This is a genomic window from Bacteroidota bacterium (assembly GCA_016722375.1).
In the GTDB taxonomy this organism is placed as follows: Bacteria; Bacteroidota; Bacteroidia; order Chitinophagales; family LD1; genus Bog-950.
Genome location: JADKJG010000007.1, coordinates 60,533 through 82,351 on the forward strand (window position 1 = coordinate 60,533; position 21,819 = coordinate 82,351).

At 42.6% G+C, this 21,819-nt stretch carries 20 protein-coding genes; 12 read left to right on the top strand and 8 right to left on the bottom strand.

Features of this window, described 5'->3' with window-relative positions; translation table 11 throughout:
• The first annotated feature begins 4 nt into the window (after nt 1–4).
• Together IPP77_11190 and IPP77_11195 are read left to right on the top strand one after the other, a co-directional pair.
• On the top strand, nt 5–3,145 hold the full coding sequence (locus IPP77_11190) for a UvrD-helicase domain-containing protein (protein ID MBL0310209.1): 3,141 nt from the start codon (nt 5–7) through the stop codon (nt 3,143–3,145).
• Nucleotides 3,145–5,970: a PD-(D/E)XK nuclease family protein gene (locus tag IPP77_11195; protein MBL0310210.1), complete on the top strand. Its 2,826-nt coding sequence runs from the start codon at nt 3,145–3,147 to the stop codon at nt 5,968–5,970. The genes IPP77_11190 and IPP77_11195 overlap by 1 nt, the downstream gene beginning before the upstream one ends.
• 9 nt (nt 5,971–5,979) lie before the next feature.
• On the opposite strand, the gene IPP77_11200 is transcribed toward IPP77_11195, so the two are convergent.
• Together IPP77_11200 and IPP77_11205 are read right to left on the bottom strand one after the other, a co-directional pair.
• Nucleotides 5,980–6,549 (bottom strand): MarC family protein, encoded by a 570-nt coding sequence (locus IPP77_11200; protein MBL0310211.1) that lies wholly within the window; start codon nt 6,547–6,549, stop codon nt 5,980–5,982.
• Between the two features lie 27 nt (nt 6,550–6,576).
• Nucleotides 6,577–6,996: a hypothetical protein gene (locus IPP77_11205; GenBank protein ID MBL0310212.1), complete on the bottom strand. Its 420-nt coding sequence runs from the start codon at nt 6,994–6,996 to the stop codon at nt 6,577–6,579.
• A 412-nt stretch (nt 6,997–7,408) separates the two neighbouring features.
• Here IPP77_11205 and IPP77_11210 point away from each other — a divergent pair, with 412 nt between their 5' ends.
• The 5 genes from IPP77_11210 to IPP77_11230 all read left to right on the top strand — a co-directional run bounded on the left by IPP77_11210 (nt 7,409) and on the right by IPP77_11230 (nt 10,989).
• The gene (locus IPP77_11210; protein ID MBL0310213.1) at nt 7,409–8,092 is read left to right on the top strand and encodes a zinc metallopeptidase; all 684 of its coding nucleotides are present in this window, start codon (nt 7,409–7,411) and stop codon (nt 8,090–8,092) included.
• Nucleotides 8,093–8,299: 207 nt separating this feature from the next.
• A complete protein-coding gene (gene rplM, locus IPP77_11215) occupies nt 8,300–8,737 on the top strand; it encodes a 50S ribosomal protein L13 (protein ID MBL0310214.1) in 438 nt (145 codons plus the stop codon).
• Between the two features lie 3 nt (nt 8,738–8,740).
• A complete protein-coding gene (gene rpsI, locus IPP77_11220) occupies nt 8,741–9,124 on the top strand; it encodes a 30S ribosomal protein S9 (protein ID MBL0310215.1) in 384 nt (127 codons plus the stop codon).
• A 33-nt stretch (nt 9,125–9,157) separates the two neighbouring features.
• A complete protein-coding gene (gene rpsB / locus IPP77_11225) occupies nt 9,158–10,042 on the top strand; it encodes a 30S ribosomal protein S2 (GenBank protein MBL0310216.1) in 885 nt (294 codons plus the stop codon).
• Between the two features lie 101 nt (nt 10,043–10,143).
• Nucleotides 10,144–10,989: an elongation factor Ts gene (locus IPP77_11230; GenBank protein ID MBL0310217.1), complete on the top strand. Its 846-nt coding sequence runs from the start codon at nt 10,144–10,146 to the stop codon at nt 10,987–10,989.
• 57 nt (nt 10,990–11,046) lie between these two features.
• Here the strand turns inward: IPP77_11230 and serC are convergent, their stop codons facing one another.
• The 6 genes from serC to tnpA all read right to left on the bottom strand — a co-directional run bounded on the left by serC (nt 11,047) and on the right by tnpA (nt 17,614).
• Nucleotides 11,047–12,129 (bottom strand): 3-phosphoserine/phosphohydroxythreonine transaminase, encoded by a 1,083-nt coding sequence (serC, locus tag IPP77_11235; GenBank protein MBL0310218.1) that lies wholly within the window; start codon nt 12,127–12,129, stop codon nt 11,047–11,049.
• Between the two features lie 17 nt (nt 12,130–12,146).
• The gene (locus IPP77_11240) at nt 12,147–13,250 is read right to left on the bottom strand and encodes a hypothetical protein (protein ID MBL0310219.1); all 1,104 of its coding nucleotides are present in this window, start codon (nt 13,248–13,250) and stop codon (nt 12,147–12,149) included.
• Nucleotides 13,251–13,287: 37 nt separating this feature from the next.
• A complete protein-coding gene (locus IPP77_11245; GenBank protein MBL0310220.1) occupies nt 13,288–13,779 on the bottom strand; it encodes a redoxin domain-containing protein in 492 nt (163 codons plus the stop codon).
• A 305-nt stretch (nt 13,780–14,084) separates the two neighbouring features.
• Nucleotides 14,085–15,086, bottom strand: coding sequence for a T9SS type A sorting domain-containing protein (locus IPP77_11250; protein ID MBL0310221.1), 1,002 nt, complete (start codon nt 15,084–15,086; stop codon nt 14,085–14,087).
• A 135-nt stretch (nt 15,087–15,221) separates the two neighbouring features.
• Nucleotides 15,222–17,021: a hypothetical protein gene (locus IPP77_11255; protein ID MBL0310222.1), complete on the bottom strand. Its 1,800-nt coding sequence runs from the start codon at nt 17,019–17,021 to the stop codon at nt 15,222–15,224.
• 152 nt (nt 17,022–17,173) lie between these two features.
• Nucleotides 17,174–17,614: an IS200/IS605 family transposase gene (gene tnpA / locus IPP77_11260; protein MBL0310223.1), complete on the bottom strand. Its 441-nt coding sequence runs from the start codon at nt 17,612–17,614 to the stop codon at nt 17,174–17,176.
• Between the two features lie 295 nt (nt 17,615–17,909).
• Between tnpA and IPP77_11265 the strand changes: the two genes are divergently transcribed.
• The 5 genes from IPP77_11265 to IPP77_11285 all read left to right on the top strand — a co-directional run bounded on the left by IPP77_11265 (nt 17,910) and on the right by IPP77_11285 (nt 21,748).
• Nucleotides 17,910–18,494, top strand: coding sequence for a hypothetical protein (locus IPP77_11265; GenBank protein MBL0310224.1), 585 nt, complete (start codon nt 17,910–17,912; stop codon nt 18,492–18,494).
• Between the two features lie 577 nt (nt 18,495–19,071).
• Nucleotides 19,072–19,482: a hypothetical protein gene (locus IPP77_11270; protein ID MBL0310225.1), complete on the top strand. Its 411-nt coding sequence runs from the start codon at nt 19,072–19,074 to the stop codon at nt 19,480–19,482.
• A gap of 59 nt (nt 19,483–19,541) precedes the next feature.
• A complete protein-coding gene (locus tag IPP77_11275; protein ID MBL0310226.1) occupies nt 19,542–19,958 on the top strand; it encodes a hypothetical protein in 417 nt (138 codons plus the stop codon).
• A gap of 184 nt (nt 19,959–20,142) precedes the next feature.
• Nucleotides 20,143–20,916 carry a hypothetical protein gene (locus tag IPP77_11280; GenBank protein MBL0310227.1) on the top strand — a complete coding sequence of 258 codons (774 nt, stop codon included), beginning with the start codon at nt 20,143–20,145 and terminating at the stop codon, nt 20,914–20,916.
• 46 nt (nt 20,917–20,962) lie between these two features.
• Nucleotides 20,963–21,748 carry a hypothetical protein gene (locus IPP77_11285; protein MBL0310228.1) on the top strand — a complete coding sequence of 262 codons (786 nt, stop codon included), beginning with the start codon at nt 20,963–20,965 and terminating at the stop codon, nt 21,746–21,748.
• Nucleotides 21,749–21,819: the final 71 nt, after the last annotated feature.

The window sequence follows — 21,819 nt, forward strand, 5'->3', positions numbered from 1 at the left end:
CCTCATGCTTAAAATCTTTAAATCTTCCGCCGGTTCAGGAAAAACCTATACATTGGTTAAAGAATTTTTATTGCTGTCGCTAAAACAACCGGACAAATACAAGCATATCCTCGCCATCACCTTCACCAACAAGGCGGCCAATGAAATGAAAGAGCGCATCATCCTCGCGCTGGAGCAAATCAAGAACCGGCATGAAAAAGTAAAGAAGCTGACAGAAGAATTGGCGGAAGAATTGGCGATTGATAATGATGAAGTAGTGAAGCGAGCGGGCAATGTTCTGCGAAGCATCCTGCATAACTATTCCGATATTTCGGTGAGTACGATTGACAGCTTCACGCATCGCATCATCCGTTCTTTTGCACATGATCTGCACTTGCCCATGAATTTTGAGGTGGAGATGGATAGGGACAAACTGCTGAACGAAACTATCGAGATATTGATGGACCGGTTGAGCGAGGAAGATGACCAAGTGACAAATGCCATCGTCGAGTTTGCCGAATCGAATATTGAGGAGGGCAAGAGTTGGAATCTGGAACACAGTCTGGTTAATCTAGGCAAAGAGCTTTTTAATGAAGATGCCTATCCGCATTTGGAAAAGTTAGCGGGGGTAGAATTCAGCGAACTAAGGCAGCAGCGCGAAGCACTGAATAAGTTTATCGCATTGTTTGAAGCCAAACTTTTCGCTGAAGGGAAAAAAGCATTTGACCTGATATTGAATTCCGGTCTAACGTCCAAACATTTCTACTATGGCGACAAAGGCATCTTTGGTTTCTTCTCAAAATATGCCAATGGAGAATTTCCCAATGCTCCGGTTGGCAATTCTTATGTACTCAAAACTATTTCGGAAGATAAATGGACGGGCAGCAAATTAAGCGAAGCCGACCTGCAAATGGTGGAGGGCGTTAAAAGTGCGCTCACCATACATTATAACAACATTGCAGAGTCTTATAGTAAACAAGGCTCCGATTTTGAACTGGCGCGTTTGCTCTTGCGCAATTTCTATTCTTTCATCCTGCTAACAGACATTCAAAAGCTGATGAATGAATACAAGAAGGAGAACAACATCCTGCATATCTCCGAGTTTCAGAAAAAAATTCATGCTATTGTGAAAGAACAGGATGCGCCCATCATCTATGAGCGCATCGGCGAGTGGTATGACAATATCCTGATTGATGAACATCAAGACACTTCTGAACTTCAATGGCAAAATCTTCTGCCCTTGATCGAGAATTCGCAATTCAAAAGTGAAGACAGCCTCGTGGTGGGCGATGGCAAGCAAGCGATTTATCGTTTCCGTAATGGTAAAGTGGAACAGTTCGCAATGCTGCCAGACATCTATGGCAGCGATAAAGACATGCTTTTGAAAGAGCGTGAAGTGGCGATTCAAAACTATGGAACCGAATTGCATAATCTCGCTTTCAATTATCGCAGTCGAAAGGAGGTAGTGAATTTCAACAACCGCTTTTATGATACGCTCTCTGAATTGCCGGAACTGAAGAACAAGAGCATCTATTTAGACCATGCACAAAAGCAAGGTAGAAACGAGGAAGGCGGATATGTGAGTATTGAATTTCTGAATGAAGAAGAAAATGATTTGGATGAACAACGCTGTCGCCGCGTGGAGGAAATCATTGAATCATCAAAAAACAAAGGATATTCACTGAAGGATATTGCTGTGCTTACGCGCAGCAATATCCACGGAACCATCATCGCATCCTATTTGATTGAAAAAGGGATACCGGTGGTTTCTTCCGAGAGCTTGTTAATCAACAACTCGCCCAAAGTGCAATTGATTCTTTCTACGCTTAATTACTTCGACCAGAAAGAAAATCACATTGCCCGAGCTGAAATGGTTTACTATATCCATCTGCTGTTATTGAAGAAAGAATTCCGCTTTGAACAATTCAATTTTAAAAGCAGCGATACGGCTTTTGAGGAAAACATCTCGAAACTCTTGAGTAAGGAGTTTCACACTTATGATTTTATCAGCTATTCCTTGGTGGACCTGCTGCATGAACTATCGGTGTTTTATGGGCTGATGGAGGAAGACCCTTTTCTACAATTCTTTTTGGATGAAGCAATGGTTTTTGCTTCGCGCAATCGCAGCAATATCCGCGAGTTTCTCGGCTGGTGGAACGAAGTGAAATATAACCGTAGTATCATTTATCCCGAAACGCTCGATGCTGTTAAGATTATGACGTTGCATAAATCAAAGGGTTTGCAGTTTCCGGTGGTTATTATGGCCGATGCCGACTGGCCACAGAAAAATTCTAAGAAAAACTTCTGGATAAATATTGACAAGCCTTGGCTCAAAGGTTTTCATACCGGTATTCTTCCAGTGAGTAAGGATGTGCTTGAAACAGAATACGCCACTTTGTATGAAGAGGAAGATGCCAATTCTTTTCTGGACTTGCTTAACCTGGTTTATGTTGGCACCACCCGACCGGAGGACATGCTTTACATCCTTTCTACCGAACCGAAAAAGGAACCGGAGAAAAATAATTCTGTCACCGCCCTGCTTATCAATTTTCTAAAGTTAAATGGAAGTTGGGATGGATACAAGGTGTATGAGTTCGGTGATGTGAATAGCGTCAAAGTGCAAAAAGACAAAAAGGGAAGCGAATTAAGTATTTATGAAAAGCAAAAAGTAAAGAGTGCGTCGCGCGAAGCGAAACAGATAAGCATCCGAAAAAATTCCCAGCTACTTTGGAATGAAGAAAAGGTAGAGAAGATAAACCGAGGCACCCTGATGCACGAAGTTTTGAAACAGGTGAAATATGCAGCAGATGTCCCCAAGGTATTAAACAAGATGTTCAACGAGGGCTTGATGAATGAAAAAGAGCGAAAAGAAATGAGTGATGATATAATCGCCCTAATGAATCAGGATTTAATCCGCATTTATTTCCAACCTCCTTTCAAGGTGATTAATGAACGAGGATTTCTCTCTCCAAAGTTTACTAGGATTCCCGACCGGGTGGTAATTGATGGAGAACAGGCTATTGTGATTGATTATAAAACCGGAAAGAAAAAGAATGAGCATATCCAACAGTTAAATGATTATGCTTCGGAGTTGATGAAGTTCGGTTTCAAATGGGTGAAGAAGTTTTTGGTCTATACGGAAGATAAAACGGTAGAAGAAGTCTGATGGAAAAGTTTCTGGCCAAAACAGCCAAGTATATTCTTTCGAAGCATGGAAACAATCTGAGCGGCGTCACTGTTCTGATGCCTAATCATCGTTCTTGTGTTTATTTCCGTCAGGCATTGAAAGATGCTTCTGGAGAAACTATTTGGGCTCCTGATATTACCACCTTGCAAGATTGGGTATATGACAAGAGTGAACTGGCACTCATTGAGTCTTTAGAACAAACAACGGAGTTGTTTGAAGTTTATCGCGCCAAAGGTGGTGAAGAAACATTGGATGAATTTATTCCTACTGCGCAAGTAATGCTCAGTGACTTTAATGAAGTGGATTTGCAATTAGCAGAGGCTAAGCCTTTCTTTAATTATCTCGAAAAGCTGCAATCGCTGAAAGTATATGAACCAGCGACGGAACTTTCCGAGTATTCACTGCGTTACAAAAAATTCTGGCATACTTTCCGTGAACTTTATTTCGCTTTGCGCGAAAGACTGCTGGAACAGAAGAAAGGATATTCGGGTATGATTTACCGCGATGTGGCAGATAAAATGGAGTCCATGTCCATCGGCATGGAAGAAAGAATTTATCTCGTAGGTTTCAGCGGTATGAATAAGAGCGATGAAAAAATAATCAAAGTCCTGCTCGATAAAGGTATCGCTGAAATCATCTGGGATTCGGATAAGTATTATGTAGATGATGAGTTTCAGGAAGCTGGTTCTTTTTTTAGGAAGTATAAAAAGCAATTTAGAATAGACGATAGTGGCTGGAAAAATAATTTGATTGCTTCTGCTCCCAAAAACATCCATATCGTCGGTGTGGCGAAAAACATCGGTCAAACAAAAGTGACGGCTGATATTCTCGTCAACAAGCTCAAATTAAATGAAGAGACGGAAAAGGAAACAGCGGTGATTGTGTTGGACAATAAATTACTGAATCCACTTCTCTCTGCCATTCCTGAAAATATTTCGGCTTTGAATATTTCTATGGGTTTTCCCTTGCAGGAATCTTCCATAGCTGAGTTACTAAAGTCTATCTTCTCGCTTCATGAAAACATAGAGCGCTTCAAGGCCTCCGGTCGGCAGCTTCGCTATTATTATCGCGACATTTTTGATTTACTCCATCATCCTTACGTGTCTTATCTCATTCCCGATAAAAAAGCAGTGAGCATTTTTGTTCAACGCATCCGGGAATTTAACCGCATGGTGGTGAGCCATAAAGAACTGGCAGATGTTTTTAAGGATAGTGAGTTTGAAAGAGTATTCTGGTTTACGGAAAATTCGCAGGAATATCTCGTAAAGCTTTTAGAACTTGTTGATTCCCTGAGAATTCATTTTCTGAAAGCCACCCGTTCACAGAAGAGAGATTTGAGTGTGGATGTGGAGTTGCTGTTTCATATCAACAACACGCTGAAGAATCTTCAAAACATTTTGCAGGAAAACAAATCAGAACTAAATACAAAATCACTCCGCAAACTCCTGATGGAAAATATCCGTTCGGTCCGCGTTCCTTTTGACGGCGAACCGATACGAGGTTTGCAGATTATGGGTATGCAGGAAACCCGCTGTCTGGATTTTAAAAACATCATTATTCTGTCCATGAATGAGGGGATTTTCCCTTCTGGCAAAAAGCAACACACTTATATTCCCTACGAAATGCGCAGGGAATTCCTCACGACACATCAGGAAGCGGATGCTGTTTCCGCTTATTTGTTTTATCGCCTCTTGCAACGAGCAGAAAATGTTTACCTGCTCTACAACACCGAAAGCGATGAAATGGGCGGGGGAGAAAAAAGTAGGTTCCTTCTGCAATTACAACATGAATTGAAAGAAGCCAATCCAAAAGCCATTATTAATGATTTGGTTTATTCCGTTGACCCACCGCCTCATATACCGGATGACAAGATTTCCATCGTGAAAGATGAAGTCCTGCTGAAATCATTGCTTTCAAATCTTTCATCGCGGGGCATTTCACCTTCTGCTATCAATACCTATATCAATTGTTCGCTGCAATACTACCTCCGTTACATCGCAGGGTTGCGGGAACAAGATGAAATCGAAGAAAGCATTGAGGCCGCCACGCTGGGTTCGGCGGTGCATGATGTTTTGGAGAAACTTTATCAGGATGTTTTGGGCAAAGAACTTTCGGTTGACTTCGTGAAAAACATTGCCAGTCAGAAAGAAATCATAGACCAACTCTTGCGCCAATCTTTTGCCGAGCGCTTTGATGATGAATCTTTAAAGCGTGGCAAGAACTATCTGCTCTACCGGGTTTGCTTAAAGCTAATCCGGGAATTTCTAAAGCAGGAACAAAGCAATCTCCAGATGCTGGATGATTCCGGCAGTTCAATGAAATTGCTTTTGCTGGAAAGCGATATGGAACAGGTGCTGACCGTTAGTGGTCACCAAGTAAAAGTGAAAGGCAAGGTGGACCGGGTGGAAGAAAGCAGCGGCATTGTCAGCGTAGCCGATTATAAAACCGGCGGTCAAAAAGGTATCAGCATCACCAGTGATAATTTTCCTTTGTTGGCCACCGATCCCAAATATGCCAAAGGAGTTCAGTTAATGACTTATGCCTGGCTTTACTGGAAAAGCAAAGGTTCGCCCGACGTCCGCCTTCGCTCCGGTATTTACTGGTTGAGAAATTCTCCTGGTGGATTTGATTCCTGGAAGATTGACAAAAATGATATTCTGAATAGGGAAATCTTAGGGAGCTTTGAAGAACTACTTCAAAGTGTTTTATCCGAATTGTTAAATCCCGAAATCCCTTTTACCAAAACACCAGATATTAAGCGCTGCGAATACTGCGAGTTTGCACGCATTTGCCGGAGGGACTAAATTCTTTTACTAAAAATTGACGTAAGTGCTGAAAATGCGGATAGCGATAGCCAGAAGCAACACGCCAAATAATTTTTTTACCGCTGCCAATATCGCGTCACCCAGCTTTTCCTCTATCCAGTCGCTGGCACACAGCACAATAAAGACAATCGCCAGATTAATGACAATGCCTGCCAGAATTTCAAAAGGATTATAAACGGAACGAAGCGAGAGAATAGTAGTAAGCGTACCAGAACCGGCGATAAGGGGAAAGGCGAGTGGCACAATATTTCCTGATCGCGCATCTTCGGGGTTAGCGCGGAAAATATTTATGCCCAAAATCATTTCCATAGCTAAAACAAAGAGCACAATAGAGCCCGCCAATGCGAAAGAGCGGACATCTATACCCATAAAGCCAAGAAAAGTCTCCCCCACAAAAAGGAAAAATACCATCAGTACTCCCGACGCTACGGTAACCAATAAAGGACGGAAGTGGGGAACATGTTTTTTGACAGAAATAATTATCGGCAAACTGCCGATAATATCCACAACGGCAAATAAAGTAAGAGTAACCGTCAGGATACCTTTAAAAGTAAGCATTGGGGCGAAAATAGAAAACTAAAAGCCTTATGTGCCGGAGTTTTTCAGTATGCTCGAGGTAACTTCCCAAGGATATTGCGACAGAAATTTTTCGCGTTTTACACGGATGCGCTCCTGCCTCCAAGCATGAAACCCATCCACAAATTTCTGAGGATTGCTCGTTCCTTCCAGTTTGCAGAGTTTGCGCAAAACAGGTACATCTATCTGATCCGTGTAAGTCTGCAACATATAATCCAAAAACTCTGCATCGTCCACCGGAATGCTTAAGGCAAGAGAATAGTCCTTTAAGTTGTCATGAGGTAGCCACTTTTTAATGTATTCGGGCGTACGTTCGCGCACCATAACCCCGAAGTATCCGGGGTGTTCATGGTTACCTAAGAAGTGAGCATATTGTATTCCATCCTCATCCAGATTCTGCAACATATCCTGAAGTTCTTCCCTGTTCATATCTCAAAGTTTTTTGGTTAATGAAGTTTAAATGTAGGTCTTTCTATCAAATGAATGAAAATCTATTTATAAACATATTAACTCCTCGGGTCTGTATTGGCTATTTTCTGTTTTTTAAACCTTGGCCCCTAGCAAAAAAGATGATGCAAAATAGGCGAGTAACTCAATAGACTTCCTTCATCATTCAAAGATAAGGGCACACAGAAGTCATGAGATGTTTATAGCAAATAAGGTAACAGTAAAGGACAGCCAAGAAGTTGTTACAAATTATCGAGTTTCGAGTATTAGCAGGTTTATGTATTAAAATATCGCATCGGACATTTCGTCATAGATATTGACAAATTGTTTATAAAAAATTTCTTAGCATGGTAATTGTGGTTACCATTGCTCATTAAAATAAAAGATAAAGAACATGATGGGGATTTATGTAATTGTAATTGTTTTCATGGTGTTGAGTTGGCTGGTAGGCTGGAGGCTGAAGAGCAAGTTCAAACAGTACTCCGAGGTGACTTTTCGCGGCGGGATGACAGGTGCGGAGGTGGCTGCCAAGATGTTGGCAGATAACAATATCGCGGATGTCAAGGTTATATCGGTAGAAGGTCAGTTAACGGATCATTATAACCCATTAGATAAGACGGTGAACCTCTCGCCAGAAGTTTATAATGGGCGGAGTGTAGCAGCGGCGGCGGTGGCAGCGCACGAGTGCGGCCATGCAGTGCAACACGCCCGGGCTTATGCTTGGCTGGGTTTACGTTCTAAGTTGGTTCCATCGGTCAGTTTTGCTTCTAAGTATATGCAGTGGATTTTGTTAGCAGGAATTTTAATGGTTCAGTTTACTCCGATACCACTTATTATAGGTATTGCATTGTTTACGATGATTACAGCTTTTTCGTTCGTCACGTTGCCCGTTGAATTTGATGCTTCGAATCGCGCACTAGCTTGGTTAGACTCATCTGGCATTACTACTTCGCAGGAGCATGAAATGGCAAAAGATGCGCTGTGGTGGGCTGCCATGACTTACGTGGTCGCTGCACTGTCTGCTCTGGCAACACTACTATATTACATATCCATCTTGCTGGGAAGGAGAAGGGATTAGAAAATGGAGGATTGCAGAGTTCGGATTGCATTAGGTCTGAAATTCACCGTGCTAAATCCGCAGTAGAAAAAAATCTATGCCATTTTGAGCCTGCTTCGTAATGGTTTATGAATGCAGCACGAAAATATTCTTTCCAAATACTTGCAAACTATGGAGCAGAAAGCTACATTTGCGCTCCTTTTTAAAAACAATAAATAGAAATTCAATATGAAATCACGCAGCTATAGCACCGTAACGGTGGCTGAAAAAGACGTGAAGCGCGAATGGTTCATCGTGGACGCCGAGGGCAAGACACTAGGAAGAATGACTTCCAAGATTGCTTCGGTACTTCGCGGGAAACACAAGCCCACTTTTACTCCAAACAATGATTGTGGTGACTATGTCATCATCATCAATTCAGCCAAGGTAAGAATGACCGGAAAGAAAATGACGGATCGTCCGCTGGTGCGCTATACCGGTCATCCGGGAGGACAGCGTCATGCCACTCCGCAAGAGATTATTGAAAAGAAACCTAACATGCTAATTGAACATGCTGTGAAAGGTATGTTGCCTAAAAGCCCGCTGGGAAACAGAATGTTTAAGAAACTTTTTGTTTATCCTAATGCCGAGCATCCGCACGCTGCACAAAAACCAAAATCATTATAAACCATGGAAAAAATTACCGTAGGAAGAAGAAAGGCCTCAGTAGCCCGCGCTTTGGTGAAGGCCGGCAAAGGCGTTATTACCATTAACAAGAAAGACCATCAGGATTTTTTCCCATTGGAGTATCTACAGAACAAAGTGGAATCTCCGATAAAATTGTCGGAAAGCGAAGGTAAGTTTGATATTGCCATCACAGTGTTTGGTGGTGGAACAAAAGGTCAGGCAGAAGCTATTTCTCTGGCTATTGCCCGTGCTTTGATCATTGATAATCCAGAGAAGAGACCCGTTTTGAAAAAAGCGAAATTGCTTCGCCGCGATGCCCGTAAAGTGGAGCGGAAAAAGACTGGTTTGCGCAAAGCCCGTAAGCAAGAACAGTATTCTAAGCGTTAATTATTGTTTCAAAAAAATAATCAGAAATATATCATGGAAAGAATTGACCATAAAGATTTATTGGAAGCTCAGGTTCACTTCGGTCACCTCAGAAGGAAGTGGAACCCCAAAATGCTGCCTTTTATCTTCGGCGAAAAGAAGGGGATTCATATCATTGACCTGAACCGTACTTCGGACAAGTTGGAAGAGGCAGCCTTAGCAGCTAAATCCATCGCGAAGAGCGGAAGAAAGATTCTTTTTGTTGCGACAAAAAAGCAAGCAAAGGAAGTGGTGAAACAAGCGGCTCTCCGTGTAGGAATGCCCTTTGTTACTGAAAGATGGCTGGGAGGTATGTTGACCAATTTCATGACCATTCGTAAGTCTGTAAAGAAAATGCAGAGCATTGAAAAAATGCTGGCCGATGGAACATTGGAAAGCGTTACCAAAAAAGAGAAGTTGGTATTGACCCGCGAAAAAGAGAAAATGGAAAAAGTATTGGGTGGTGTGGCTGCAATGGCCCGCGTACCGGCTGCTTTATTTCTGGTGGACATCATGCACGAGAATATTGCTTTGAAAGAAGCTCAGCGCTTAAACGTGAATACTATTGGAATCGTAGATACAAATTCTGATCCTACGAAAGTTGATTTTGCAATTCCCGGTAATGACGATGCAGCAAAGTCTATTGCAATATTGACCAACTATATCGCCGATGCAATTGCAGAAGGTTTGGCAGAACGTGCCGCTTCACAAGAAGGGATGGATGGTGCGGATTCAGAAGATGAAAACGCAGATTCACAATACGATGCAGACGGTGGTCTTGAAGAAGATGGCGGCAGCGATGCAGACAAGAAAGCAGCACCTAAGAAGCGTGCGGCTGGTACCGGTGGTCAAGGCAGAAGTCGGATTACTAGGGGCGCGCCAGGAGCGAAGAAGGTATAACATCAACAAGCTTAATGAAATGAGATGTGAGACTTCTTCAGTCAACATCTCATTTTTTTTTATAAAAACAGTAATTATTCAAATCATAAAAACAAGATAACATGGCAACAACGATCACAGCATCACAAGTAAATGAATTAAGAACCCTGACCGGTGCAGGTTTAATGGATTGTAAGAAAGCATTGACCGAAGCCAATGGAGATGTGCAGGCAGCGATTGACTATTTGCGTAAGAAAGGAGCTAAGGTGGCTGAACTTCGCGCAGGTCGTGCAGCGGCAGAAGGGGTGGTTATAGCAAAAACATCTGCTGACAACAAAAAAGGTGTAGCAGTATACCTTTCCTGCGAAACTGATTTCGTAGGAAAGAATGAGGAGTTTGTAAAGTTCGCAACCGCGATTGCAGACTTGGCACTTGCTAAGGCCCCTAAGACTCTGGAAGAATTGCTGGAACTTGATTTAAACGGCTCCACCGTCAAAGCACAAGTACAAGAGAAAGTTTCTGCTATTGGTGAGTTGATTAACGTATCGGCTTATGAAACCATTGAAGGAGAAAGCATCATCCCTTATAACCACATGGGAAATAAAATTGGAGTTCTGGTCGCTTTGAACAAGGGGCTGAATGATAATGTTAGTGCCGTTGGGAAGGATATAGCAATGCAAATTGCCGCTATGAATCCAATTGCATTGGATGCCAGCGCAGTTCCTGCAGATGTTTTAGCAAGAGAAAAGGCGGTGGCTCGTGAAAAGGCTGTAGCTGCCGGAAAACCGGAGAGTATTCTAGATAAAATTTCCGAGGGTGCGGCGAATACCTATATCAAGGAAAATACCTTGTTAACTCAGCCCTTTGTAAAGGATGGCAGCAAAACCGTTCAGCAAGTTCTTACTTCAGCTGAAGGCGGATTGACTGTAACGGCCTTCAAAAGAGTTGAAAGGGGAGCGGTAAAATAGTTCCAAAGATTGAACGAAATAAATCAATGCCGGAGAGAATCTCTTCGGCATTTTTATTTACGCCTGTTTGTTTTCAAATTCTTTAATGGCATCCACTAATATATCCACGCCATCTTCCGGCATGGCGTTATAAATCGAAGCCCGAAAGCCACCAACGGTGCGATAACCTTTAATACCAACAATTCCTCTTTCGGAGGTAAACTTCAGGAATTTTTCCTCTAAGGATTTATCCTTGATGGTGAAGCAAACATTCATCAGCGATTGATCCTCATCGTCTGCGGTTCCTTCAAAGATTTTGCTGGAGTCAATCACTTCATAAAGTTTTCTGGCTTTCCGTATGTTTCTTTCTTCTATTGCTTTTAATCCTTGTTGCTTAATCCATTTCAGAGTGAGATAAGAAATATAAACGGCAAAAGAAGATGGCGTGTTATACATAGAATCTCTCTCAATATGTAAACGATAATCCAGCATTTTAGGAATGGGTCTGTCCACTGTTCCTAAAATATTTTTGTTCACTACTACAATGGTGATTCCTGCTGCGCCAACATTCTTTTGAGCACTGGCGTAAATCAAATCGAACTGATTGAAATCCATCTGACGGGAAAAGATATCTGAACTCATGTCAGCCACAAGCCAAGAGCTTTGAGCTGCGAGCTGCGAGATAAAACTTGTCGTTAGTTGGGTTCCATAGATGGTATTATTGGTAGTCAGGTGCAAATACTTTGAAGAATCGGGCAGTGAGATATTCTTCGGTATGAAACGATAGTTCTCTTCTTTGGAGGAGCAAGCAATGTGAGCTTTTCCAAAAGTCAACGCTTCTTCCATTGCCAGATGCGCCCATTGTCCGGTTTCTAAAAAACAGGCCGTTTCGTCCTTACCTAAAAGATTCATTGGGACCATATAAAACTGAGAAGAAGCACCTCCTTGTAGAAATAACACTTCGTGGTCTTTATCCAAATCCATCAATTCTCTCACTAGATTTCGCGCTTCTTCCATCACCTGAATAAACTCCTTGCTGCGGTGTGAAATCTCCAGAATACTCAATCCCGTTCCGGCAAAATTCTGAATGGCTTCACCTGCCTTAACCACCACTTCAGGAGGAAGAATAGCAGGACCAGAATAGAAATTTATCTTTTTCATCCGACGAAATAGCTTCATCAATCTATCTCCACTACTTCCTGCTTAAAAACCGAGGCAATCTGGAAGGAGTTGGAAGTGAATAATATTTTCGGATTGGCATTTCGTTCTACATGATAATACATCCGGTTGAGCAACTGCGTAAGAATTTGAATTTGTTCATCATCCAATTTCTCGGAAAGTCCCTTAGCAAACTTCAACTCTTCTCCTTCTAATTTCTCAGAATGTCCACTGACGCAGATTAGCAAACACTCCCGAAGGAAGAACAGCGCATATCTGATAAATATCTTTTGATTTTCGCGACCCCATTTAGCTGCCTCCTCAATAAACTCGAATAAGTTTTCTGTATTGGCAGCAGAGGGTTTCATTTTCAGATTATAACAATAGCCCAACCATTTGCGCAAACTGGTATCGTTCGCATTTTCATGACCATCGGCCATAGAAAGTGCCGCATTAAAATTGCCATCCGCCATGCGCGCAATGCGTTGAGCAGCCTCATCAGATATTTCAAACTTTTGCAACAAGGCATTTTTGATAGAAGCATCGTCTATCCCATTCACCTTAATGATTTGGGTGCGAGAGAGAATGGTATTCAATATCATCTCTACATTTTCTACTACCAATATGAAGATAGTATCCGCAGGCGGCTCTTCAATCACTTTCAAGAGTGTGTTGCCGGTTTCTCTTAGATATTCCGCTAGCCAGATAATCTGAATTTTATAATCAGATTCATAAGTTTTCAAGCTCATCCGGCGGATGATTTCGTGACATTCTCGGACGGTGATATTTCCCTGCTGGTTTTCTGCGCCTATCTGTTTCAACCATTCATTGGCATTCATATATGGGTTCGATGTCAGAGCGTTGCGCCATTCGCTGATATAGTCGCTGCTGATAGGTCTTTCCGTCGGCTTCTTGGTGATGACCGGAAAGGTGAAATGTAAATCGGGATGAATGAATTTCTGATTCTTGATACACGAAGGACAATTGCCGCAGGAATCTTCCTCCTGTTTGTTTTCACAATGAATATATTGGGACAGTGCCAGCGCCAAAGCCAGTCCGCCGTTTCCTTCAGGCCCGGCCAACATCATTGCGTGAGGAATTCTTTCTCCACGCACTAATTTCATCAGGCGGTTTTTTATTTCCTCCTGTCCAACAACTTCTTTAAAGTGCATCTTGTTTTTCTATGGCGTGTAAAATCTCTTCCGACACGGGGCTCACCGCGTGTGAAAACACGCCAATTAGTTTTCCGTTTTCATCACAGAGATATTTCTGGAAATTCCACTTGACCTCACTATCTGCAAAGCCATTGAGTTTCTTCTGTGTCAAATACTGATACAGCGGATGCGATTCATGCCCCAATATTTTGATTTTAGAAGATTGGGGAAAGGTGACGCCATAGTTCAGCTCGCAAAATTGCTCCAGTTCCGCTTCGCTTCTCGGCTCCTGTCCGCCAAAATCGTTGCAGGGAAATCCAACCACTTCCACTTTGTCTTTAAAGTTTTGATGCAGTTCTTCTAGTTGGGCGTATTGCGGGGTATAGCCACATTCCGAAGCAGTATTAACCAATAAGATTTTCTTTCCCCTAAAAGCAGACAACTTTAGTTTGGCTCCTTTAATGTCCTTTAATTCGAAATCATAAACAGTTTTATTCATAGGGACAAAAATAGGGAATGATTTGAGGTGGGAAACTGGTACTGCAGTCAGCACCTTTACAAAATAGTGGAGGGGGGGGGGGGGGAAAGAAAAAAGTTCTCTTTTGTTGGGATAAGGGGAGGGAGGCAGAATCTTTCTTTTTGAACACTAAACAGCCTACTTGGGGGGCGTGTCCAACGTAATATCATCAGTACCTTCGTTGCGTTCATAAACCCTTTCGACCGTTCTCAAAACATCTTCTATCTCTTCAAGATTGGCACCCCGCTCTTCCGCACGTAACAAAGTCTGCGTTACGGTATCCCTGTCTATTCTTTGAGCAGCATTCTGATGGTGCTAAAGTCCCGGTCTGCCAGTTTCACGATATAGACTCCTTTGGAAAGATTTTCAATGCTGACCAGATTCCGATTTTCATTTAATTCCGATTGCAGCACCAACTCGCCGACGACATTAAATATTTGTAATTGACTATTTCCAACATTATTCAACACAACATTGAAATAGGATTTCGCCGGATTGGGATAAATGTCCATTTGATTATTTCCCCTCTTTTCTAAATCCAAGACAAGAGCCGTATCCTGAATCAAACGAATGGAGCTGCCATTTTGTAAAGGCCAAGGAGACCTGTAAATATCCTCATGATAGGTACACAAATGACGAAGCCAAGCGGTGGAATCATTCTGTAATGTAGAACTCCAAAATTGAGCGTTGCCGGTAGGCGCTTGAAAAGACGTGTAATGCCCTCCGGCGTTTAAATAGATTCGGTAGCCACTCCCCAGCGCTGAAAATCCACTTGAATTAGTCCCCTTGTTTTTTGAGAGTCCGGGGGCGGGGCAGCAATCCAAAGTCCAGTAAGTGGTTGTATCTGCCAGCTTCAGGGCATTTGCTTCTTTGGTACCTCTATAGTCCGCAAGGTTAGCTACCTGTGGAGGCATGCCCAAGAATATCTCCAGCTTTTTCCATTCAGCATCAGAAGGAATATGCCAGCCTTGAGGTGCAATGTTTCGCGGGTCGTTGACGACATACCAGTTATAAAGCCTTCCGTAAATATCTCCGTTTGCGGGCAGATTTTCATTATTACACCAAGCGCCCGTCTTTTGTGCCACCCATAAAACCGAGTCCTGAACTTCGGGTATTGCGTCGCCATTGCGGTAATGCGTCGCTTTTAAATTTTCCTTTAGCCACGTCTGAGTTCCGATTCGGACTGTCTGATAAACGTTGCCATCAATATCAGTAACCGTTTGAGAATATGCCAGCGTGCTGCAAAGGATAGCCACAGCAATCAGAATAGTTACGATCAACCTGTTCATCGGGATAGATTTAAACTTACATTCCGGCTTGTGCTCATTGTATTGGCTTGTCTGTAATCAAAAATAGCTCAATCTTTCTCAATTCTTTCTTTTTAGCGCGCCTTTACAAACGAACATCATCGGGATAAAAGAAACTCAATCCTTTACACAACGCACCGAATGTCCTCTTTCGAAGATCATTGAAGTTCTAGTGAAGTTATTCGCAGCGCTGAAAGCTCCCCAGTAATAAGCTTGCGAAGCATTATTCTCATTTATTGTACAACTCCAAAAGTTACCATTACTGCCCAAAACCCTATAATATGGTCCAGAAATTGGAGATATACCCATATAGCCACCTGGTAATGCGGAAAAGCCGCTACTGTTAGTAGCACCGTAATTTGGAGCATCCCATTCAGGAGATATAGCTTTAGCCTTGCCTCCTGCAACTAAATCGCCACCCAAATAATCCACCAGTTCCACAAACTCTGCATCAGAGGGCACATGCCAACCAACTGGGCAAACACCGGTAACACCGCTAGGGTTAGCTGCGGAGGTAGTGCCATTGGTCACTTCATCCCAGGAATATAGCCTGCCGTAGATAGCTCCATTAACCTGATCATCCTCATAAATATGGCCTGCTCCAGCCCAGTTGAGGTTCTTAGCCATCCACTTCTGTTCACCGATGCAAACCGTGGGATATTTTTGCCCATCACGGCTATCGGTGAGGGTATCGCTGCAATCACCATAGGCGTAGTTGTCGTCATAAAAGTGCTTTAAATGAAACTTTCCTAGGCTAGGTTGAACAGGTGCAGGTCTAAAAACCAAGCCGCCTCGCTGTGCCAGTATCGGAGATTCAAGGCTGCCGATTACAGCCCTTGCCACATTGATTTCTGTGTTGTTTTTAAGGTGAGCAATGCCTGTTGAATCACCATATCGGCACAGGTTAGCAATCAGCGAATCTTCCATTGCCTGAGCAGATTCTTCTTCAACGGGATTGGATGAACCACCTATTTCATATCCATATCCATAATAGCTTATCACTCCTTTGCTGCGCCATGCTTCGGGCATATTATTTACAGAGGGACCATCCGCTGTACAAGCGCTGTAGCAGTAGTTGCCAAAAACTACTGCACCATCCATTCTAAAGGAAGCATTGCGGATAAATTTATCGGTTACCAAATATATTGCTACTTTATCCCTAACCGTATAACCGTCCACTTCAATAGTAATATTGAACACCAATTCGCCATTTTCAAATTTTTCCAATGGAACACCCCCCTGGGTCTTGAGATAACCCAACACTTCTTCGCGCGTAAAGTGATGAGGTGGGGAACTACCCGATATAGTAAACAGCTTTCGAAGACAAAAGCCATTTCCGAGTCCATGTGTGTTCAAAATAACCAAGCCATAATTACCGAAAGTGCTGAGCAGATTATAGTTGACGGAATCGTCATTGAATATATGTACATCCAATTCCTCTGGCCCTCCCTCAAATTGCGCGGCCTTGTTATAGCCCCCGCGATACATGAATTGGGCAAAGGGATTCAGCACCATCACTTTTTTATTCTTTATTTTCTCCGTGTTTATTGCATCCCGAAATTGAAACTTTCTAAGCGCGTTGCCTTCGCCGCCACCCCTATAAAGATTGTGCCCTGTGGCATCTACCTGCACAAAAAGCATCGAACCTATCAGGCCATTGATAAAATGAATGTCTAACAAAACCGTTGAGCGAAAAAATACTTTGTCCACTTCCTGCTGCGTCAGCAGCCACTGGGCAGCAGCATTAAGCGCAGCGATCGAATCGTGCGTGGCAGAAAGAGTATCGCCGTACACGATGGCTGCATTATTTTCAATCGTAGCAATTGTGGCCAGTTTATCCACCGTATCGGTTTCTTCTTTCTTCTTACATCCAACAAACAAGAGCAACAACAGCAGGGCAGGTAGTAGTTTTCTCATTGGTTATATTTTTAAGGCATCACAAAAATATTCGCAGTAAAACAGGATGAATATAGAAAATATAGATGAGGTAAACACAGCCTACGGTTTAAACACAGCCCACGGTTTAAACCGTGGGCTATGTTTAAACCAGCCCATGTTTTGACCGTGGGCTACAATCCATCTTTCTCTATCACGTGCAATTTCAGGAATTCGTCGAACTCCATTTCAAATGTTCTTTTGGAATGATGCGGTTTTTGGTTTTTAATATATTGATAAACCCGCTCAAGAACCGATTCGCTTACTGAATAGGAAGCATAGCCGGTTTGCCATGAAAATTTTTCAGGAATAAGATTGTTTTTGCTGATGAAATGTGAGCTGCTGCCTTTCACCTGTTTTATTACCTCAGCTATTGATTTCTGCGGATTTAATAAAAACAAACAATGCACGTGGTCCGGCATACCATTAATAATACGAACCGGGCACCCTGATTCAATGAATTGTTGTTTCAGATAATCATAAATTTTTACCTCGGCGTATGAATGAATGAACGGCTGTCGTTCTTTGGTGGACCATATTGCGTGTATCCAGATTTTGTTATACGAATGCGGCATTACAAATATTTTTCCTCAAAATTAAACCGTTAAAACGGTTTTGCGATGTTGACGATGCACCATAGCCCACGGTTTAAACCCAGCCCACGGTTTAAACCCAGCCCACGGTTTAAACCCAGCCCACGGTTTAAACCGTGGGCTATACGGCGACGTTATTTTTGTCATAATGGATTTATCCATTTCTATTATTGCTATGCATTGAGTCATAAAGCGCACCTTTACAAACTGTTGAGGAAAAAGGAACCCAAGGCGTATGAAAATTTATTTCTTTTATGTTTGAAATAAAAAAGAGTCTATGAAAACCGTCCCCGACATTTACCTTTATAATGATATTGATGTTTCGCTCAAACTCAATCCATTTATTTCAAAGATTATTAAGCTATTGGTCAGCAAAAAGAAATTAAAGCATGGCACGACTAAAGAGCTGCTTGCATTTATTGGAGAAGATGATTTTTTTGAGCTTTACGCTGAACCGGAAGAGATTTTTGACTTTGATGCCTCGATGTTGCCGGATGGATTGGATACGCTGGTGCTATTCAAGCCGAGAATTGATAAACACTTCGACGCCTGTGGACTGGCTCGAAGGAAAAATAACCTTTGCTTTTCCCTGTGGATTTCAGAAGAGGAAGAATTGAAATACGCTTCAGTGCTTAATCCTATCCGGCTGCTAAATGAAATGCACAAGAGAAGCAACGAGTACGGATTTCTAGCCGACAATTGGTTTAATCTTGAAGAATCATTGAACATCAGGTTTCATTACGTCGTTCCTGCCAAGGGTAACATGCTACTTCACTTCAACAAAGCGGAGGCTTCTTTGCAAAAGTTATATAGCCGAATCAGAAAACAGCTTATCAAAGAAGCGCAAAGCATTAAAAAATAGGGGTACGGTTAGCGAGGCTTAAACATAGCCCACGGTTTAAACCGTGGGCTATGTTTAAACCGTGGGTTATAGGGCATAGTTATTTTTGTTGTAATAGATTTATCCATTTCTACTGTTGATATGCATTGTGTCATACAGAAAAATAGGGAATGATTTGAGGTAGAAAACCCAATCCCTACCTCTTCTTTCTTTTGTTAGGACTGCTTTTTCCAAGACTTATAACGAGCAATAATATCTTTAACCATTACCATTATTACGTCAAGGCACTTGACTCCTCCATAAGCTAGATCTGTTTTAATCATACCTTTTCTTTTATAGTAAAAGTATCCGAGGTGGGAGAATATAAGAAAGGCAAAAATACCTACGCTGAATACCAATGTCATGGTGTTGTTCCCTTGTTCTGTGTTTAGCGTATCCATCTCTCCCCAAAAATAATCCCTCTCCCCCCCAAAATTTGCACATCTCCCATCCTTTTCCCAAATTTGATACTGCGTTTCGACAAGTTCAGCGCCCGATACACAGGTGCTTGCTGCGCTAAAGGACGCAAGACCATTAACCAACAAAAAAAACTTATCGTATGAATCTAAAGCCCTACGAAACTCTTCAATCTATTGAAGACCTTGTTTTTTCCTGCAAAGGCGACCGAAGCCTCCACCGGTTCACGGATATTCAGGAGCGGTTCGACCTGAAGCGCGACCCGATGCACCAACACCTGAACGAAGCAAACTGCGACCTGCGCCGGTTCTATCCTTGGTGCTACACCAAGTTGGGCGCGCTGTGGCTGCGCAACGGAACCTGCGACACGGTGAGCGAAGTGATGAAAAAGCTGAACTATTCCGACGACCGGTTCTATCCCACCTTCAAATATTACTATGGTGCCACACCGGGTTTTATCAAACGGTGTTCACTTCGCCCGAAAATGTGGCAGCGCAGTACGTACTTTGTGCGGGGGTATGGTACCATATATGCCGCCAGTGCGGGACAATGAAGCGGTTGTAGTGCGGGGTGGGGTCGGGCCTACCTTTGTTTCGCAAAAACAATGAAGCCGTGAGCCGCCCCTACCAATTTTCTTTCGCCCTGTTTCAAACCTTCGCGCGCCCATATCTATTGCTCGCCAAAAGGTATGTACTGCCTGCCAAATGGTCTGTAGATTTTGCCGAAGGGTCTGAATCTCTCACCAAAAAGTATGTATCTCCGGCTAAAAGCTATGTACTCCCTGCCGAAAAGTATGTACTCTTTGGCGAAAGGTATGTACTCCGTGCCAAAAAGTATGTACTTCCCGCCAAAAGGTATGTATCCTCAGCCGAAAGATATGTAGCGCTGGCCAAAAGATATGTATCTCTGGCTGAAAGATATATAGCGCCAGCCAAAAGATATGTAGCGCTGGCTAAAAGATATGTATCCCCAGCCGAAAGATATGTAGCGCTGCTAAAAGATATGTATCTCTGGCCGAAAGATATGTAGCGCCAGCCAAAAGATATGTATTATTTGAGAAACACTACATATTATTTAGGCATTTTGAAATAGCCACTTGCTCACATCAGGCTATTTTTTTGTTAAAACCCTTAGAAGTCATCATTTTTAAGGCATTTCAATCCCGAACACCGCAATTTCATCATAAACCATTTTTAAACTTAAACCAAACAACATGTTAAACATTTTAATTGTAGTGCTTATAGCACTGAAACTAGCAAAGAAAACCCTGCTCGAAAAAATTGCTCTGGGCAGGCATATCGTTACGTCACTGATGGGCAATTCGAATTATCCCTCGCCTAACCCTACGCTGGCCGACCTCACCCTCGCCATTGACGCCGCCGAACAAGCGGCCAATGATTTGGTGGCGGCAAAAGAGGCCGTCATCACCGCCACCGATACGCTGGACCTACGCGAGAAGGAACTTTCGGAGATGCTGACGCAAGAGGCATTCCATGTTCAGGAAAAAAGCGGGGGCAATAAGGATATGATTATCTCGGGCGGAATGCCGGTGAAGGGCGACAAAACCAATAGCCCCCTCCCTACAACGGTGGAAGGTTTCACCATGAATGTTGATCCGGCTGCGGGCTGGGCTTTTGGAACTTGGACGGGACTGCCGAAGTCGTATAACGTCCAGTCGTACCAAATGCGGGTGAAAGTGGCAGGAGGCGAATGGGTGCTGGTGCCGGAGGTGACCAAAAAGACTAAACTACGTTTTGAAGTTCCGGCACCGGGCGCATCTGGGGCCAGGTGCGTGCCCACAACGCCGCCGGTGCCGGTCCCACTTGGAGCGACCCGGCTACAGTCATCATCAATCCCGAAGTGGAGATTTAATTTTTCATATTGCGGTGAAACGAAAACGCTCCTGATAAAATCGGGGGCGTTTTTTGTTTGGGGGGGTCGGATATTTTCTCATTTTGGGATAAGTTTATTTGTATCCCAAATTTAGAAAAAGATTTTTTTTGAAAACGAGATGGTTAGCTTATTTTCAAAAAATGAATGAAGCCCCTTCAACTGAAAAGTATATCTCATACAAAGATAACGTTAGAGAGCTCGGGCTAACTCTGGAAAAAGCAATATCCATATCTCAATCTTTTTCGAATCAAAACGTAGGCCCTAAAGTATACTGGCTAAGCATTTTAATGATACGTTATATCAATATAGGCGTAGCTATAAATCGGCTTGTTCCAACAGAAGGGAAATCGCCATCATCGTCTCATTCTTGGGATTATGGGGCAATCGCAACTTTAACTCGAACTTTCATTGAGACATTTCACGCATTCTACTATATCGGAGTAGAGGACGTAGAAGAGGAAGAATGGTCGTTGCGGATTAGTGTCTTTCACCTTCATGATTACTCACGACGAGAAGAAATTTTTAAATTAATGGGAGATCATTCCCAGAAAGACTCTTATCAAAAAATTAAAGAAGAGTTACTTGAACAGATTAGCAGGAACACTAAATTTATAATGCTACATAAAGATGTTCAAACAAAAATTAGAAAGTGCCAAATAGCATTCTTGGTTGACAAAAATGAAATCGCAAAAAAAATTGACCCGGAGAACAGCCTTTTTCATTTTGCCTACAAATTTTTATCGATTCAAACCCATAGTTTGCCAATGTCATATTTCCGCACTACTAGAGAAGGTCGGGGGACAGGAGTTGAAAACAAGATTGATAAAGAGTATATCAATATGGCTTTATGTTGGGTTGTGAATTATCTTAAGAAAGGAAATCAATACATGGAGGTTATTAGCCAGAAGTTAAAACCTCCCGTATAGATTTTTCTCACAAGATAGAGTCTCTTTTCTAACTCTACCCACTCGCGCAAGAAAGAGGCGGGAGAAAGAAA

Coding starts and splice junctions, on each gene's coding strand:
- IPP77_11265 (MBL0310224.1), top strand. CDS start 17,910: ATGAAAACCGTCCCCGACATTTACCTTTATAATGATATTGATGTTTCG.
- IPP77_11240 (MBL0310219.1), bottom strand. CDS start 13,250: ATGAAATTAGTGCGTGGAGAAAGAATTCCTCACGCAATGATGTTGGCC.
- IPP77_11245 (MBL0310220.1), bottom strand. CDS start 13,779: ATGAATAAAACTGTTTATGATTTCGAATTAAAGGACATTAAAGGAGCC.
- IPP77_11255 (MBL0310222.1), bottom strand. CDS start 17,021: ATGAGAAAACTACTACCTGCCCTGCTGTTGTTGCTCTTGTTTGTTGGA.
- rpsI (MBL0310215.1), top strand. CDS start 8,741: ATGGAAAAAATTACCGTAGGAAGAAGAAAGGCCTCAGTAGCCCGCGCT.
- rplM (MBL0310214.1), top strand. CDS start 8,300: ATGAAATCACGCAGCTATAGCACCGTAACGGTGGCTGAAAAAGACGTG.
- IPP77_11230 (MBL0310217.1), top strand. CDS start 10,144: ATGGCAACAACGATCACAGCATCACAAGTAAATGAATTAAGAACCCTG.
- IPP77_11250 (MBL0310221.1), bottom strand. CDS start 15,086: ATGAACAGGTTGATCGTAACTATTCTGATTGCTGTGGCTATCCTTTGC.
- IPP77_11210 (MBL0310213.1), top strand. CDS start 7,409: ATGATGGGGATTTATGTAATTGTAATTGTTTTCATGGTGTTGAGTTGG.
- tnpA (MBL0310223.1), bottom strand. CDS start 17,614: ATGCCGCATTCGTATAACAAAATCTGGATACACGCAATATGGTCCACC.
- IPP77_11285 (MBL0310228.1), top strand. CDS start 20,963: ATGAATGAAGCCCCTTCAACTGAAAAGTATATCTCATACAAAGATAAC.
- IPP77_11270 (MBL0310225.1), top strand. CDS start 19,072: ATGAATCTAAAGCCCTACGAAACTCTTCAATCTATTGAAGACCTTGTT.
- IPP77_11205 (MBL0310212.1), bottom strand. CDS start 6,996: ATGAACAGGGAAGAACTTCAGGATATGTTGCAGAATCTGGATGAGGAT.
- IPP77_11280 (MBL0310227.1), top strand. CDS start 20,143: ATGTTAAACATTTTAATTGTAGTGCTTATAGCACTGAAACTAGCAAAG.
- IPP77_11195 (MBL0310210.1), top strand. CDS start 3,145: ATGGAAAAGTTTCTGGCCAAAACAGCCAAGTATATTCTTTCGAAGCAT.
- IPP77_11190 (MBL0310209.1), top strand. CDS start 5: ATGCTTAAAATCTTTAAATCTTCCGCCGGTTCAGGAAAAACCTATACA.
- IPP77_11200 (MBL0310211.1), bottom strand. CDS start 6,549: ATGCTTACTTTTAAAGGTATCCTGACGGTTACTCTTACTTTATTTGCC.
- serC (MBL0310218.1), bottom strand. CDS start 12,129: ATGAAAAAGATAAATTTCTATTCTGGTCCTGCTATTCTTCCTCCTGAA.
- rpsB (MBL0310216.1), top strand. CDS start 9,158: ATGGAAAGAATTGACCATAAAGATTTATTGGAAGCTCAGGTTCACTTC.